Consider the following 14787-nt stretch of genomic DNA (forward strand, 5'->3'; position numbering starts at 1 on the left):
GTGGGCCCGGCCGTTGTCAGGAACGGCCGGGCCCACGGCTGTGCGTGGGCCCGGCCGTCCGTCAGATCTCGTACACCGTGCCGGGAACGGCCAGCTCCGCCGGGCCCGCGTACACATCGCGCGCGTCGGCCAGGTTCCGCTCGGCGTCCGTCCAGGGCGGGATATGCGTGAGCACAAGCCTGCGCGCCCGCGCCCGCGCGGCATGGGCGCCGGCCTCACGGCCATTCAGATGGAGGCCGACGACATCCTCCTTGCCGTGCGTGAAGGCCGCCTCGCAGAGGAACAGATCCGTATCCTCCGCCAGCTCCACCAGCGGCTCGCAGACACCGGTGTCCCCCGAGTACGTGAGCGACCGGCCGCCGTGCTCGACCCGGATGGCGAAGGTGTCGACGGGGTGCGCGACCTTCTCCGTCCGTACCGAGAAGGGGCCGATGTCGAAGGAGCCCGGCTTGAGCGTGTGGAAGTCGAAGACCTCGCTCATCGACTTGTCGGAGGGCGTGTCCGCGTACGCCGTGGTGAGGCGCTGCTCGGTGCCCTCGGGGCCGTAGACGGGCATGGCGTCACACCGTCCGCCGTCGAACCGGTAGTAACGGGCGACGAAGTAGGCGCACATGTCGATGCAGTGATCAGCGTGGAGATGGCTGAGGAAAATGGCGTCGAGGTCGTAGAGACCAACGTGGCGCTGCAGCTCGCCCAGGGCGCCGTTACCCATGTCGAGGAGCAGCCGGAAGCCGTCGGCCTCTACGAGGTAGCTGGAGCAGGCCGATCCCGCGGAGGGGAACGAGCCTGAACAGCCGACGACGGTGAGCTTCATGGAGCGGGAACCTCCGTGGCATGGAAGGGGGGCGACGGGGGTCGTGCGGTTCGTCGAGCGTAAGGCGCGAAAGGGCCGGTCGCTCCTCCACAGTGGGCCGTTGTGGGGGAACTCACCTGGCCTGTCACCGGTTCGGCGTGGGCGGTTCGCCTTCCGGCGGGGGGTCGTGGTGTGGTGCGGTGCGCCTTCCGGCGGGGGGGGCGTGGCGCGGGGTGCGGTGCGCCTCCGGCGGGGGGCCGGGGCGGGTGCGCCTTCGGCGCGGGTGCGTTGTGGTGCCGGGGGCCGGGGCCTCCGGAGGTACATGTCCGGACGGCATGATTTACGGCGCGACCCTGCCCAGTCGATGGTTCGGGCGTCCGTGCGCCACAAATCACGCTTTAGTGTCCGGACACGCACCTCCTCCGACCCCGACCCCCTCCCCCCGGTGGTCACACTCGCCCTCGTGCCCGGCCGGGCTGCCTGTGCGGGCGATGAAGGGGGGCGCGCAGGGATCGTGTCCGGGACGTAGAGCGTGATTTGTGGCGCGCGAACGCCAGTGTCTAGACGTCCGGCTGCTGCGCGCCGTAAATCATGCAGTCCCGGACGCGAGGCCCGGAGCGCACCCCGGCGACAACCCGCACCCGGCCACGCACCCGCACCCCGCCGGAGGCGCACCGCACACCACCACCGGCCCGAGCCGAGACAGACCCGAACAACGACCCCCCGCCGGGAGGCGCACCGCCGGGAGGCGTCACGCCCAGAGTTGGCCCTGGAGCGTTTCGATCGCCTCTTCCGTCGTCGCCGCCGTGTAGACACCCGTCGACAGGTACTTCCAGCCCCCGTCCGCGACCACGAACACAATGTCCGCGCTCTCGCCGGCCTTCACCGCCTTCCGGCCGACACCGATCGCCGCGTGCAGCGCCGCCCCCGTCGAGACCCCCGCGAAGATACCTTCCTGCTGGAGCAGTTCACGGGTACGCGTGACCGCGTCCGCGGAGCCGACCGAGAAGCGGGTCGTCAGGACGGACGCGTCGTACAGCTCGGGGACGAAGCCCTCGTCCAGGTTGCGCAGGCCGTAGACCAGGTCGTCGTAGCGCGGCTCCGCGGCGACGATCTGGATGCCCTCGACGTTCTCGCGCAGATAGCGCCCCACGCCCATCAGCGTGCCCGTCGTGCCCAGGCCCGCCACGAAGTGGGTGATGGAGGGCAGATCGGCCAGGATCTCCGGGCCGGTGGTGGCGTAGTGGGCGCCCGCGTTGTCCGGGTTGCCGTACTGGTAGAGCATCACCCAGGACGGGTTCTCGGCCGCCAGCTCCTTGGCGACCCGTACCGCCGTGTTGGAACCGCCCGCCGCCGGGGACGAGACGATCTCCGCCCCCCACATGGCGAGCAGGTCGCGCCGCTCCTGCGAGGTGTTCTCCGGCATCACACAGACGATGCGGTAGCCCTTGAGCCTGGCCGCCATGGCGAGTGAGATGCCGGTGTTGCCGCTGGTGGGTTCCAGGATCGTGCAGCCCGGGGTGAGCCGCCCGTCCTTCTCGGCCTGTTCGACCATGTGCAGCGCGGGCCGGTCCTTGATCGAGCCGGTCGGGTTGCGGTCCTCCAGCTTGGCCCAGATCCGGACGTCGTCCGACGGCGAGAGCCGTGGGAGCCGGACCAGGGGCGTGTTGCCGACCGCCGCCAGCGGGGAGTCGTACCGCATCAGGCCGGGTACGTTTCGAGCGCGCCGCCGGCCACGGCCGGGAGGATGGTCACGCTGTCGCCGTCGGCGAGCTGGGTGGAGACGCCGTCGAGGAAGCGGACGTCCTCGTCGTTGAGGTAGACGTTCACGAAGCGGCGGAGCTGGTTGTCCTTGGCCGGGTCGATGAGCCGCTCCCGGATGCCGGCGTGCCGGGTTTCGAGGTCGTCGAAGAGCGCGGAGAGCGTGTCACCGCTGCCCTCGACGGCCTTGGCGCCGTCGGTGTAGGTGCGGAGGATGGTCGGGATGCGGACCTCGATGGCCATGACATGGGCTCCTGATCGGGAGATGGCGTGACGGGCGCGCGGCTGGGGCCCCCGCGCGAGGGGATACGTGGTGCGGACAGCCGAAAGGGAAGGCTGCGCTCGGGGCCGTCGCTCAGCCGGCAGCGCTGGGACAGATGGCACTGGCGAGGCGGCACAGATCGACGTGCAGCCGCGCCACGAGCAGCGGGGTGCTCGGCGTCTTGTCGCTCACGTCGTGGAAAACCATGCGGTCATCGTATCGATTCCCGGATGGCGTTCCGGCATGTGATCTCGTATCCCGGACGGTCCCTATCCGTCAGGCGGACGGCGGGAGATAGACGACGGTCGGCGCGCCGGTGGCGGGGTGCGTGCTGACCTCGGCGGTCACCCCGTAGACGGTGGCGAGCAGCTCGGCGGTGAGGACCTCGTGCGGGGTGCCGGAGGCGACGATGCGGCCGTCCTGGAGGACGTAGACGCGGTCGCAGTAGTACGCGGCGAGGTTCAGATCGTGCAGGGCGAGCAGGTTGGTGGTACCCGACTCCCTGATCAGGGTGAGGATGTCGAGCTGGTAGCGGATGTCGAGGTGGTTGGTCGGTTCGTCGAGTACGAGCAGGGCGGGCCGCTGGACCAGGGCGCGGGCGACCAGCGCGCGCTGGCGTTCGCCGCCGGAGAGGGAGGGGAAGGCGCGGTCCGCGAGGGCGGCGATCCCGAGGCGGTCGAGGGCGGCTTCCGCGAGGGCGGCGTCGGCGGCGGTGTCGGCTTCCCAGAAGCGTTTGTGCGGGGAGCGGCCCATCGCGACGACCTCGCGGACGGTCAGCTCGAAGTCCAGCTGTCCGTCCTGCGGAACGGTGGCGACGCGGCGCGCTCTGGCCTTGGGGGTCATGGTGAGCAGGTCGTCGCCGTCGAGCAGGGCCCGTCCGTGGTCGGGGCGGAGCGTTCCGTAGACGCAACGCAGGAGCGTGGTCTTGCCGCTGCCGTTGGGGCCGACGAGTCCGACGGTCTCGCCGGGGGCGGCGGTGAGGTCGGCGCTGTCGACGAGCCGGCGGCCGTCGGCGGTGTAGGAGAGTCCTTCGAGCCGGAGTGTCGCCGTCATACGGGGGCTCCTTCGGGGCGGCGGCGCATCAGCCACAGGAGGGCCGGGCCGCCGGTGAGCGCGGTGAGTACGCCGACGGGCACGTCCTGGGGCGCGGCGACGGTACGGGCCGCGAGATCGGCGACGACGAGGAGGACGGCTCCGCCCAGCGCCGCGACCGGCAGCAGGGCGCGGTGGCCCGCGCCGACGGCCATTCTGGCGGCGTGCGGCACGAGCAGTCCGATAAAGCCGACGGCGCCGCTCGCGGCCACCATCACGCCGGTGACCAGGGAGGCGAGCACGAAGACCGCGGCGCGGAAGCGCCCGGTGTCCAGGCCGAGTGCGGTCGCGTCCTCCTCGCCCGCCAGCAGCAGATCGAGCGGCCGGGCCAGCGCCATGAGCAGCGCGGTGCCGAGGGTGAGGACGATCGCGGGCAGGAGCAGGGTGGACCAGCGGGCGCTGCCGAGGCCGCCGAAGGTCCAGTAGATGGCTTCCTGGAAGTGCTCGGGGCGTGCCGAGATGATCAGGATGAGGGTGGTGAGCGCGGAGAGGATGTACGAGACGGTGACCCCGGCGAGGACGAGCCGTCCGCCGGTCATCGTGGATCGTCGGCGGGCCAGCCCGTACACCAGCGCCAGGGCGAGGAGCGAGCCGGCGAAGGCCGCGGTGGGCATGGCGACGGTGGTGGTGATCCCCCCGGCGATGCCCAGGACCATGACCAGCACGGCGCCGGCGGACGCTCCGGAGGAGATGCCGAGGAGGAAGGGGTCGGCGAGCCGGTTGCGTACGAGGGCCTGGAGGACGGTGCCGACGACGGCGAGCCCCGCGCCGACGACCACACCGAGCAGCACCCGGGGCAGCCGTACGTCGAGCACGATGGTGCGGAAGGGGCTGGGGTCGGCGCCGCCCGTGAGGATGGTGATCACCTGGCCGGGCGGGATGCGTACGGAGCCGAGGGCGAGGCCCGCGACGACGGCGGCGGCGAGCGCGGCGGCGAGGCAGCCGAGCACCAGGGTGTAGCGCAGCCGCCCGTGGCCGGGCGGGGTGGTCCGGGTCATGGCCGGCTTACTTGACGGACTCGGGGTGGAGCTGGGCGGCGAGCCGTTCGATGGCGTCGGGCGCGCGGACGCCGAGGACGACGTCCGAGAGCGGCATGACGGCGAACCGCTTGTTCCTGATGGCCGGTACGTCCTTGAGCACGGGGTCCTCCAGCAGCCGCTGCTTCTTCTGGGCGACGGTGGTGGAGCCGTAGTCGTAGATGACGATGACATCGGGCTTGCGGGCGACGACCTGTTCCCAGGTGGCGTCGCCGAAGGACTTGTCGAGGTCGGCGAAGACGTTGCGGCCGCCGGCGCGGGTGATCAGTTCGTTGCCGATGCCCTTGCCGCCGGCGGTGAAGGCGGTCTTGTCGCCGCTGTCGTAGACGAAGACGGAGAGCGGTTCGACGCCCTTGAGCAGGGCGGCGGTGTCCGTGACGGTGGTGCGGGCGTCGGCGATCCACTTCTCGGCGCGGTCGGCGACGCCGAAGGTGCGGCCGGTCTCCCGGACCTCCTGGTAGACGTCGTCGAGCGAGGTCCTGTCCTTCGGGCAGTTCTCCAGATTGAGCCGGGTGTCGATGCCGGCGGCCTTGAGGTCGTCGCGGCCACGGCCGTCCTTGGCGGCGAAGGCGCTCGCGTAACCGCCGTACACGAAGTCGGGGTTGGCGGCGAGCAGCCGCTCCTTGGAGGGGTACTCCTTGGCGAGCACCGGGACGCTCCTGTACGCCTTCTCGTAGGCGGGGAGGATCCGGTCGTCCAGCCAGGCGGTGCCGACGAGGGACTTCTCCAGGCCGAGCGCCAGCATCACTTCGGTGACGTGCTGGTTCATGGTGACGACCCGCTTCGGCGGCGCCTGATAGGTGGTTCTCACCCCGCAGTTGGTGACGGTGTACGGGAAGCCGGGCGCGGTGGTCGCGGTCCGCGCGCCGTCCTTCGCGTCCGTGGTGGTGGAGCCGCCGCAGGCGGTGAGCGGGAGCAGTACGGCGGATATGACGGCGGACGTGAGCGCACGGCGGCGCCGGGACAGCACAGACACGGCAGGGCCTCCTCCGGGGGATTTCCGCGTCCCCTGGCTGGTGGGAGAAGGGCGGCAGGTCAGTTCCTGGCTGCCAAGCTGGGCTTGGTCACAGTGGCGGGACCGCGCCGGATTCACACCGGCTTCCTGATCCCCACCGCCTCGGTTCGGCGCTCAGTTTGTCAGACCGGCTGAGCGCCGCGACCGGCGCCTCAGACGATCTCGACGTCCTCTTCCGTGACCTCGCCCTCCACAATGCGGTACGAGCGGAACTGGAAGGGGCCCGCGTCGTCGTGGTCGGCGGTGGAGACGAGGACGTAGTGGGCGCCCGGTTCGTTGGCGTAGGTGATGTCCGTACGGGACGGATACGCCTCGGTCGCGGTGTGCGAGTGGTAGATGATCACCGGCTCTTCGTCGCGGTCGTCCATCTCCCGGTAGAGCTTGAGCAGATCCGCCGAGTCGAACTCGTAGAAGGTGGGCGAGCGCGCGGCGTTGAGCATGGGGATGAACCGCTCGGCCCGGCCGGTCCCGGCGGGGCCCGCGACCACGCCGCACGCCTCGTCGGGATGGTCGGCGCGCGCGTGCTCGACGATCTTGTCGTGCAGTGCCTGGGTGATGGTGAGCATGGAGAAAATATAAAGGGACGAGTACGGCCCCCGGATCCGGGAGGGAGTTTCCCGGTTCCAGGGGCCGTCACGGTCTCGGCGGGGCCCGGCGGGGCTATTCCGCGGAGGCGTACTCCCGGGTGGGGTCGCCCGCCACGGCGCGCTGGGCGCGGCGCTTGAGGAACTGCCAGCCGACGAGGAGGCCGACCGCCCAGACCGCCCCCACGTAGAGGGAGACCCGCGCGTCCTCGTCATACGCGATCAGACAGGTGACGAGGGCCAGGAAGCCCACCGCGACCCAGCTGAACACCGAACCGCCCGGGGCGGGGAAGGACGAGGCGGGCAGCAGGCCCGCCCGTACCCCGCGGCGATAGCGGATATGGCTGATCAGGATCATCATCCAGGTCCAGACACCGGCGGCGGTGGCCACGGAGGTCACATAGCCGAAGGCCTTCTCCGGGACGATGTAGTTGAGGACCACGCCGATGCCCATGAGGGCGACGGAGACGGTGATGCCGAACGCCGGGGTCCTGCGGGAGTTGAGCCTGCCGAAGAGCTTCGGCGCCTCGCTGTTGGCGGCGAGGTCGCGCAGCATCCGGCCGGTGGAGTACATGCCCGAGTTGCAGGAGGAGAGCGCGGCGGTCAGCACCACGAAGTTGACGATGCCGGCCGCGAGCGGGATGCCCATCTTCTCGAAGGCGTGGACGAAGGGGCTGGCGCCCGCCGAGAACTCGGTCCACTTGACGACCGCGAGGATGACGGTCAGCGCGCCCACGTAGAAGACGATGATGCGCCAGGGCAGCGTGTTGATCGCCTTGGGAAGGGTCTTCTCCGGGTTCTCGGACTCACCCGCGGTGACGCCGACCAGTTCGACGGCGAGGTAGGCGAACATCACGCCCTGGAGGGTCATCAGGCTGGAGCCGATGCCGTTGGGGAAGATCCCGTCGTGGGCCCAGAGGTTGGAGGCGGTGGCGGTGTCACCGGCGTCGGAGAAGCCGAGGGTGAGCACACCGAGACCGATGACGATCATTCCGATGATCGCGGTGACCTTGATCATCGAGAACCAGAACTCGACCTCGCCGAAGATCTTCACCGAGATCAGATTGACGCCGAAGAGCACCACCAGGAAGACCAGGGCGCTGACCCACTGGGGGATCTGCGGGAACCAGAAGTGGATGTAGATGGCCGCGGCGGTCAGTTCCGCCATCCCGGTGACGACCCACATCAGCCAGTACGTCCAGCCGGTGGCGAAGCCGAAGAACGGACCGAGGAACTCTCTGGCGTACTCCGCGAAGGAGCCGGACACCGGCCGGTAGAGGAGCAGCTCGCCGAGCGCCCGCATGATGAAGAAGATCACGACGCCGGCGAGGGCGTACATGAGGATGATGCTGGGTCCGGCCTTGGCGATATTCGCTCCGGCGCCCATGAAGAGCCCGACGCCGATGGCGCCGCCGATGGCGATCATCTGGACCTGACGGCTGCCGAGCCCGCGCTCGTAGCCCTCCTCCGGGGTGCTGCCACCGGTCGGTCCTCCGGCGGTCCCGTCGCCGCCGTACTCCTTGTCGACCTGCGCAGAGGTCATGGTCGTGCGCCCTTTCTCCATGCAGATCCGCGCCGCACTCGGCCGCGGACCAGTTCCCGATCCCCCCGGATATGGATGGAGTGCCGCCGGCGGTCGGCCGGCCGAAGCACCCCCGGGGACAGGGGTGGCGTCCCCGGGGGGTCGTGCAGATCTATCACGGCGGACCGGGCGATCAGCGGAGCGCGCTGTGGCACAGGCCACAGGGAGAAGCGAACAAATCGCACCGCGAACCGCAAAGGTCGCCGGAGCGGTGACGGGATCGTTATGGCGAATTGAGCGTCACCTGAGCGTACGGAAGGGGGCCTGTCGGGAACGGGCATATGACACGCGGGAGTCAGGGCATGAGGGTCTCGACGAGCGACTCCTGGAGCGCGCCGAGCCAGAGGTACGCCATCACCATCGGCTTGCGCGGATCGGAGTCGGGCAGCCGGTACAGCTCGCCGCCCTCGTCCTCGTCGGAGACCTCCAGGCGCGTGCCGATGGTCAGCCGCAGATCGTTGAGCGCGCCGAGCCAGTGCCGGCAGTCGTCGGGGGTCAGCTTGAGTACGGCGGCGCCCCCCTCCTCCACGGCGAGCGCGTCCAGCGTGCGGACCAGCGCCATGCCGTCCTCCCGCTTGCGGCCGCGCAGGTCGTTCTCCGTGAACCGTCTGAACTCCGAGGAGAACTCCCGCAGTTCGTCGTCGTCATCGCCGTACGCGTCCGGGAAGAGCCGGGCCAGCGCCGGGTCGGCGGGCGGCTCGCTCGGGCCCTCACTGAAGAGCGAGGCGAGCGGGTCCTCACCCTGGGCCGGCTCGTCGCCCGGCCCTATCAGCTCCAGCAACTGCACGGCGAGCGAGCGCAGGATCGAGATCTCCACCTCGTCGAGCGCGACGGCGGCGCCACCGCCGGGGATCGCCTCGAACTGCCCGGCCATCAGGCGCGGTCCTGCGAGAGGGTGGCCCACAGCCCGAATCCGTGCATCGCCTGTACGTCGCGTTCCATCTCCTCGCGGCTGCCGCTGGAGACGATCGCGCGACCCTTGTGGTGGACGTCCAGCATCAGCTTGTGCGCCTTGTCCTTCGGATAGCCGAAATAGGTCTGGAAGACATACGCCACATAACTCATCAGGTTGACCGGGTCGTTGTGCACGATCGTCACCCAGGGCACATCGGGTTCGGGGACGGCGAAAGTCTCCTCGGCCGATTCGGGGCGTTCGATCTCAGTCGGGGCAACACTCACGGTTCGGGACGACCTTCTTCTCTGCGGGGGCGTGCCGGAATTCACAGCCTCACATGAACCATGCTGCCACCCGTCGCGGCGTGTCGCACAAACGGCGACGAGAAATCGTCAAGGTGACGAGTATTGGGTAGCATCGTCGTATGAACACTGCGGATCTGGGTTTGCCGGAGGGAGAAGCGCGCGAAGCGCATCCGGACAAGGGTGGCGGCGGGCGACGGGTGGGCGTGCCGTCGACCGCGCTCTTCACTGATCAGTACGAGCTGACGATGCTCCGGGCGGCGCTCCAGGCGGGCACGGCCGACCGGCGCTCGGTCTTCGAGGTCTTCACCCGGCGGCTGCCCGCGGGGCGCAGGTACGGGGTCGTGGCCGGTACAGGACGCGTCCTGGACGCCGTGGAGAACTTCCGGTTCGACGCGGATGTCCTGGGCTTCCTCCGGGAGCAGGGGATCGTGGACGCGGCGACGCTTGAGTGGCTGGCCTCGTACCGCTTCAGCGGGGACATCTGGGGCTACCCGGAGGGCGAGGTGTACTTCCCGGGCTCGCCGATCCTGCGGGTCGAGGGCTCCTTCGCCGAGTGCGTGCTGCTGGAGACCGTGATCCTGTCGATCCTCAACCATGACTCGGCGATCGCCGCGGCGGCCTCCCGGATGGCGGCGGCGGCGAGCGGGCGCGGGCTGATCGAGATGGGCGCGCGCCGTACGCACGAGCTGGCCGCGGTCGCCGCGTCGCGCGCCGCGTACGTCGGGGGTTTCGACACCACCTCGGACCTGGCGGCCGGGTTCCGCTACGGCATTCCGACGGTGGGCACCAGCGCGCACGCGTTCACCCTGTTGCACGACAGCGAACGGGACGCCTTCCGGGCGCAGATCGACTCGCTCGGCCGGGGGACGACGCTGCTCATCGACACGTTCGACGTGGCCGAGGCCGTACGGACAGCCGTGGAGATCGCGGGCCCCGAGCTGGGCGCCGTACGGATCGACTCCGGCGATCTCCTGCTGGTCGCGCACCGGGTACGGCAGCAGCTGGACGAGCTGGGCGCGGTGAACACCAAGATCGTGGTGACCTCCGACCTGGACGAGTACGCGATCGCCTCGCTGGCGGCGGCACCGGTGGACGCGTACGGCGTCGGCACCCAACTGGTCACCGGCAGCGGGCATCCGACCTGCTCCATGGTGTACAAGATCGTCGCGCGTGCGACCTCGGCCGACCCGAAGGCCCCGCTGCATCCCGTGGCGAAGAAGTCACTGGGCGGCAAGACCTCCATCGGTGGCCGCAAGTGGGCCGCGCGCCGGCGGGACGCCGAGGGATACGCCGAGGCCGAGGTGGTCGGCACGGGCCCCGTACCGCCGGAGCTGCTGGACCGGCAGCTGCTGGTGGAGCTGGTCAAGGGCGGCGAGATCGTCGCGCGCGAGCCGCTGGACACCGTGCGCGACCGGCATATCGCGGCGCGCGCGGGGCTGCCGATGTCGGCGATCCAGCTGTCGCGCGGCGAGCCGGTGATCCCGACCGAGTACGTGTGAGACCGGGCAGGTGGCGGAACGCGTACGTGCGAGGCGGATGAGGCGGTGGTAGCCGTGGGACGACGGGACTCCGCGGACACGCCCGGACAGGGCCACCCCCTCCCGCGACGGGGACGGAGTCTCTAGGCTCGAAAACGTCCCCGAACAGTCCCCGTCACCGCCCCGGGCACCATCCGCTCCCGGCACCACCCGCTCCCCATCGAAGGATGACCGCCATGCACCGCGCATTGATCGTCGTAGACGTGCAGAACGACTTCTGTGAGGGCGGCAGCGTCCCGGTGGCCGGGGGCTCCGAGGTGGCCGCCGCCGTCACCGATCTGATCGGCCGTGCGACCGCCGGATACCGGTATGTGGTCGCCACCCGTGATCACCACATCGACCCCGGTGATCACTTCGCGAAGCCCCCGGCCGTCCCGGACTTCGTCCACACCTGGCCGGTGCACTGCGTGGCGGGCACGGAGGGCGTGGGTTTCCACCCGAATTTCGCCCCGGCCGTCGCCTCCGGCGCCATCGACGCGGTCTTCGACAAGGGCGCGTACACGGCGGCGTACAGCGGCTTCGAGGGCGCCGACGAGAACGGCGTCCCGCTGGCGGACTGGCTGCGGGCGCGTGCGGTCACCGAGGTCGATGTGGTCGGTATCGCCATGGACCACTGCGTACGCGCCACGGCGCTGGACGCGGTCCGTGACGGCTTCGTCACGCGCGTACTGCTCGATCTGACCGCGGGCGTGAAGCCGGAGACCACGGAGCGGGCCATGGAGGAGCTGCGGGCGGCGGGCGCCGAGCTGACCGGGCGGCCGGTCGTGCACGCCGCCTGAGGCGGGCGGCCGACCGTCCACGCCCGCCCGAGGCGCCCGTCAGTACCCCGCCCGCGCCGGAGGCCGCAGCAGCGCTCGTATCGGCTGCCAGAGCTGCTCCAGGCACTCCGGTGTGGTCCGCCACAGCAGTCCGTCCGGATGGTGCAGCACCGCGGTGATCTCGTCCGGTGTCGGGGGCTCCGCGTTGCCCCGCAGATAGACCGCCCGCAGCCCCAGGTTCCGCAGCCTGGTCAGGGCGCGGGCCCGGTTCGCGGCGTGCACCAGAACGCGCACCGTGTCGCCCTCGGCCGCCGGGCTGGGCAGGGTCAGTGCCACCACCACCGTGCCGTTCGGGAGCTTGCTGAAGCCTCCGCCTGCCATGTCCTTCATCTCCCCCGTGAGACATCGTGTCAATAAGAGATCGTAGGACGCACCTAAACACGATCGGCCGCCGCCCGCTAGAGGGCGACGGCCGATCACACACTTGACCTGCGGTTACTTGGGGTTACTTACCCGAGGGACCAACCTTGACGGTCATCGTCTGCCCGTCCAGGGGCTGGCTGACGATGCTGATCCTGGTGTTCGTGTCAGTTACCCGGACGCTTCCGCCCTTGTTCTCCTGGTTCCAGTAGGTGCCCTTGCGGTCGTCGAAGACCGGGACACCGAGCTGGGGCGCGATCCGCGTCAGCTTGTCCGCCTTGTGCAGCGACAGACCGGGCGTCGGCCACCAGCTGAACGCCGAGTCGTACGCCTGGATCCTGTTGCGCATCAGCGTGCCGTCCGCCCACTTCAGCGGCTTGGCGTGGGCGTCGATCGGCAGGATCAGACCCTGGCCCGGGTGCTGGCTGGTGTTGTTGTCCTTCTGCGAGGTGTCCCACTGCCAGATCAGCAGACCGGGCTGGTACGGGAAGTGCTCGACCTTGCCGTCGAGCGGCGCGGTGAAGCCGAAGTTGTACGGGCCGACCTTGAGGGTCTTGTCGTACGAGACGTACTGACGGTTCTCGGCGATGTAGTACTGGTCGTAGTCCTGCGTGAAGGACTCACCGATGCGCGAGAAGCCCTTCGCGGTCCAGCCCGCGTCGTCGCCCTCGGCGTTGTCCGTGAACACCGGCGCGCCGTCGGCGATCAGGTTGATCTCGTCCGCGGTGAAGCCCTTGCCGCCCGCGCCGCCGTCCGTCTGGTAGCGGAAGCGGAGGTCGACCTTCTTGCCCGCGTAGGCGTCCAGCGAGTAGACGAGCTTCTTGTACGCGCCCGAGACACCGGTCAGCGCCGGCTTGTCGGCGGCGTCGCGGGGAATCGACTTGCCGTCGGCCGTGCCGTCGACCGGCGTGTAGTTGGCGCCGCCGTCCGTCGACACCTCGGCGTAGAGGTAGTCGTAGTCGGCCTCGATGTCCCACCAGCCCTGGAGCTCAAGCGACGCCGCGGACTTGCCGGTCAGATCGACCGAACGGGTGAGGGTGTTCTTGAGGTCGTCACCCATGTCGCTCCACCACTGCTTGGTGCCCTCGGTGGGCTTCACCACGCTGGTGGTCGTGGACTTCTTGGGCAGCTCGACGACGAGCGCCTGCGGGTTCTTGGTGTTGTACGCCGAGACGCCCAGCTTGTGGGTGGAGTTCGTCGCGGCCTTGGCCTTGGCGTAGTCGAGCCAGCCGAGCTGGAGCTTGTCCCAGGCGGTCATGTCGCCCGGCAGGTCGCCTATCGCGTCCTTGCCGGTGCCCAGCCAGGAACCCGACGACATCAGGGACCAGAAGGCGGTGGAGTTGTCGCCGCCCGCGGTGTCGTACAGGTCGGGCAGGCCCAGGTCGTGGCCGTACTCATGGGCGAAGACACCGAGACCGCCGTTCTCCGGCTGCATGGTGTAGTCGCCGACCCAGATGCCGGTGTCGCCGATCTGCGTGCCGCCGGCCTTGTTGTCGGCCGGACCCGTGCTGCCCGCGTTGGTGCCGTACGCGTACCAGCGGTGCGCCCACAGGGCGTTCTCGCCCTCGGCGCCGCCGCCGGCCGACTCGTCCTCGCCCGCGTGCACGATCTGGAAGTGATCGATGTAGCCGTCGGGCTCGTTGAAGTCGCCGTCGTTGTCGAAGTCGTAACGGTCCCACTGGTCGTACTGGGCGAGGTCCGCCTTGATCTCGGCGTCCGTCTTGCCCTGCGCCTTCTGGTCAGCGGTCCAGGCGGTGACGCCGTCGCGCACCGCGTCCCAGACGTTGGCGCAGTTGCTGCTGCCGCAGTAGTTCGAGCCGTAACGGGCCTCGTTGTAGTCGACCTTGACCCAGTCGGAGACCTCGCCCTCGACCGAATAACGGCCGGAAGAGGTCTTCTCGTAGTAGGTCTTGAGCGATTCCTTCTGCTTGCCGCTCGCGTCCTTGCCCTCACCGAAGTAGAGGTCCTGGAAGTGCGCCTGGTTGTAATCGGCCTGCCAGGCGGTGGAGTTGTCGACCTTGCGGTCGGGCTCGGCTATCTCGTTGTGCTGGGGGCCAGGCTCGCCGCCGTACTTCTTGACGGGCGGCAGCGGTCCGTCGGCACCGTCCGGGTCGTACATCGTGGTGTCGTCGACCTTGTCGCCGAACTCCACGAGGATGGTGAAGATCTTGTCGGTCTTCTCCCGGCCCAGCTCGACGTACTTCTTGTCGCCGAGCTTGACCACCTGGGAGCCGCCGCGCTTCTGTACGGTGGCGTCACCGGCGATGACCTGCTGGAGCGCCGCGTCGCGCTGCCGCTCCTGCTGCTTGCTGAACGGGCCGTCCAAGTCGTGTTCGACCTGGCCCTTCTGGGGCGCCGGGTCACGGCGCTCGACGTCCGCGGAGCCGGACGTGGGGTTGCTCTGGGCCTGTGCCGTGGTGAAAGCTGAAGCCGTCGCCGCGGTCGCGGCCAGCGCCACGACCACCGCGGACAGTCTTCTCGCCCGTCGATTTCTGATCACTTGATGCTGTTCCTCCCCGGCGCACGCGATCCGCGGACCGGGGGTGAGGGATCCGCGCGCGTATGCGCGTCATAAGTGACGACATTGGACCGGAGTTGAAGAAGAAAAGACAGACCTTGACTTGAACTGGCCAACTGCACTATGCGGCCTTCCGGTTCCGCTATCCGGACATGGCCCCTGAGTAGGAGGATTTCGGACAACCGGCGCACCGATCCGGCCTCTTGGCGGGGGGCGTGACTCGATGC

General features: G+C 69.6%; 15 protein-coding genes and 1 riboswitch. Of the genes, 2 read left to right on the top strand and 13 right to left on the bottom strand.

The annotated features are described in order from the left end of the window. Nucleotides 1–61: 61 nt before the first annotated feature. The 11 genes from AB0M67_RS31355 to clpS form a co-directional block, all read right to left on the bottom strand. A complete protein-coding gene (locus tag AB0M67_RS31355; RefSeq protein ID WP_365750933.1) occupies nucleotides 62–814 on the bottom strand; it encodes an MBL fold metallo-hydrolase in 753 nt (250 codons plus the stop codon). Nucleotides 815–1544: 730 nt separating this feature from the next. Then, a complete protein-coding gene (locus AB0M67_RS31360) occupies nucleotides 1545–2495 on the bottom strand; it encodes a cysteine synthase (RefSeq protein ID WP_365750934.1) in 951 nt (316 codons plus the stop codon). Beyond that, on the bottom strand, nucleotides 2495–2797 hold the full coding sequence (locus AB0M67_RS31365) for a MoaD/ThiS family protein (protein WP_365750935.1): 303 nt from the start codon (nucleotides 2795–2797) through the stop codon (nucleotides 2495–2497). Before AB0M67_RS31365 ends, AB0M67_RS31360 begins: the two co-directional genes overlap by 1 nt. Before the next feature lie 112 nt (nucleotides 2798–2909). After that, nucleotides 2910–3023 carry a putative leader peptide gene (locus AB0M67_RS31370; protein ID WP_326612102.1) on the bottom strand — a complete coding sequence of 38 codons (114 nt, stop codon included), beginning with the start codon at nucleotides 3021–3023 and terminating at the stop codon, nucleotides 2910–2912. 69 nt (nucleotides 3024–3092) lie between these two features. Continuing rightward, on the bottom strand, nucleotides 3093–3869 hold the full coding sequence (locus tag AB0M67_RS31375; protein WP_365750936.1) for an ABC transporter ATP-binding protein: 777 nt from the start codon (nucleotides 3867–3869) through the stop codon (nucleotides 3093–3095). Then, nucleotides 3866–4906, bottom strand: a complete 1041-nt coding sequence (locus AB0M67_RS31380; protein WP_365750937.1) for an iron ABC transporter permease — start codon at nucleotides 4904–4906, stop codon at nucleotides 3866–3868. The genes AB0M67_RS31375 and AB0M67_RS31380 overlap by 4 nt, the downstream gene beginning before the upstream one ends. Before the next feature lie 7 nt (nucleotides 4907–4913). Beyond that, nucleotides 4914–5912 (bottom strand): ABC transporter substrate-binding protein, encoded by a 999-nt coding sequence (locus AB0M67_RS31385; RefSeq protein WP_365751009.1) that lies wholly within the window; start codon nucleotides 5910–5912, stop codon nucleotides 4914–4916. A gap of 48 nt (nucleotides 5913–5960) precedes the next feature. Continuing rightward, nucleotides 5961–6107, bottom strand: a riboswitch (cobalamin riboswitch). Between the two features lie 5 nt (nucleotides 6108–6112). After that, a complete protein-coding gene (locus AB0M67_RS31390) occupies nucleotides 6113–6526 on the bottom strand; it encodes a M67 family metallopeptidase (protein WP_365750938.1) in 414 nt (137 codons plus the stop codon). A 94-nt stretch (nucleotides 6527–6620) separates the two neighbouring features. Beyond that, nucleotides 6621–8087: an amino acid permease gene (locus AB0M67_RS31395; protein ID WP_365750939.1), complete on the bottom strand. Its 1467-nt coding sequence runs from the start codon at nucleotides 8085–8087 to the stop codon at nucleotides 6621–6623. Between the two features lie 334 nt (nucleotides 8088–8421). Next, entirely contained in the window at nucleotides 8422–9000 is a 579-nt protein-coding gene (locus AB0M67_RS31400) for a DUF2017 domain-containing protein (protein ID WP_365750940.1), read from the bottom strand. Then, entirely contained in the window at nucleotides 9000–9305 is a 306-nt protein-coding gene (gene clpS / locus AB0M67_RS31405; protein WP_030355090.1) for an ATP-dependent Clp protease adapter ClpS, read from the bottom strand. The genes AB0M67_RS31400 and clpS overlap by 1 nt, the downstream gene beginning before the upstream one ends. A 266-nt stretch (nucleotides 9306–9571) precedes the next feature. Between clpS and AB0M67_RS31410 the strand changes: the two genes are divergently transcribed. Further along, nucleotides 9572–10825 carry a nicotinate phosphoribosyltransferase gene (locus AB0M67_RS31410; RefSeq protein ID WP_365751010.1) on the top strand — a complete coding sequence of 418 codons (1254 nt, stop codon included), beginning with the start codon at nucleotides 9572–9574 and terminating at the stop codon, nucleotides 10823–10825. A 215-nt stretch (nucleotides 10826–11040) separates the two neighbouring features. Continuing rightward, nucleotides 11041–11643, top strand: coding sequence for an isochorismatase family protein (locus tag AB0M67_RS31415; protein WP_365750941.1), 603 nt, complete (start codon nucleotides 11041–11043; stop codon nucleotides 11641–11643). A gap of 39 nt (nucleotides 11644–11682) precedes the next feature. Here the strand turns inward: AB0M67_RS31415 and AB0M67_RS31420 are convergent, their stop codons facing one another. Together AB0M67_RS31420 and AB0M67_RS31425 are read right to left on the bottom strand one after the other, a co-directional pair. Next, nucleotides 11683–12003, bottom strand: a complete 321-nt coding sequence (locus AB0M67_RS31420; RefSeq protein WP_365750942.1) for a hypothetical protein — start codon at nucleotides 12001–12003, stop codon at nucleotides 11683–11685. 124 nt (nucleotides 12004–12127) lie between these two features. Beyond that, nucleotides 12128–14542: an immune inhibitor A domain-containing protein gene (locus AB0M67_RS31425; RefSeq protein WP_365750943.1), complete on the bottom strand. Its 2415-nt coding sequence runs from the start codon at nucleotides 14540–14542 to the stop codon at nucleotides 12128–12130. Nucleotides 14543–14787 lie beyond the last annotated feature (245 nt).

Source organism: Streptomyces sp. NPDC051662, assembly GCF_040681655.1.
GTDB lineage: Bacteria > Actinomycetota > Actinomycetes > Streptomycetales > Streptomycetaceae > Streptomyces.

Excerpts from the sequence above, each read along its gene's own strand:
- AB0M67_RS31355 (WP_365750933.1), bottom strand. The coding sequence starts at position 814 with ATGAAGCTCACCGTCGTCGGCTGTTCAGGCTCGTTCCCCTCCGCGGGA.
- AB0M67_RS31360 (WP_365750934.1), bottom strand. The coding sequence starts at position 2,495 with ATGCGGTACGACTCCCCGCTGGCGGCGGTCGGCAACACGCCCCTGGTC.
- AB0M67_RS31365 (WP_365750935.1), bottom strand. The coding sequence starts at position 2,797 with ATGGCCATCGAGGTCCGCATCCCGACCATCCTCCGCACCTACACCGAC.
- AB0M67_RS31370 (WP_326612102.1), bottom strand. The coding sequence starts at position 3,023 with ATGGTTTTCCACGACGTGAGCGACAAGACGCCGAGCACCCCGCTGCTC.
- AB0M67_RS31375 (WP_365750936.1), bottom strand. The coding sequence starts at position 3,869 with ATGACGGCGACACTCCGGCTCGAAGGACTCTCCTACACCGCCGACGGC.
- AB0M67_RS31380 (WP_365750937.1), bottom strand. The coding sequence starts at position 4,906 with ATGACCCGGACCACCCCGCCCGGCCACGGGCGGCTGCGCTACACCCTG.
- AB0M67_RS31390 (WP_365750938.1), bottom strand. The coding sequence starts at position 6,526 with ATGCTCACCATCACCCAGGCACTGCACGACAAGATCGTCGAGCACGCG.
- AB0M67_RS31395 (WP_365750939.1), bottom strand. The coding sequence starts at position 8,087 with ATGACCTCTGCGCAGGTCGACAAGGAGTACGGCGGCGACGGGACCGCC.
- AB0M67_RS31400 (WP_365750940.1), bottom strand. The coding sequence starts at position 9,000 with ATGGCCGGGCAGTTCGAGGCGATCCCCGGCGGTGGCGCCGCCGTCGCG.
- AB0M67_RS31410 (WP_365751010.1), top strand. The coding sequence starts at position 9,572 with ATGCTCCGGGCGGCGCTCCAGGCGGGCACGGCCGACCGGCGCTCGGTC.
- AB0M67_RS31415 (WP_365750941.1), top strand. The coding sequence starts at position 11,041 with ATGCACCGCGCATTGATCGTCGTAGACGTGCAGAACGACTTCTGTGAG.
- AB0M67_RS31420 (WP_365750942.1), bottom strand. The coding sequence starts at position 12,003 with ATGGCAGGCGGAGGCTTCAGCAAGCTCCCGAACGGCACGGTGGTGGTG.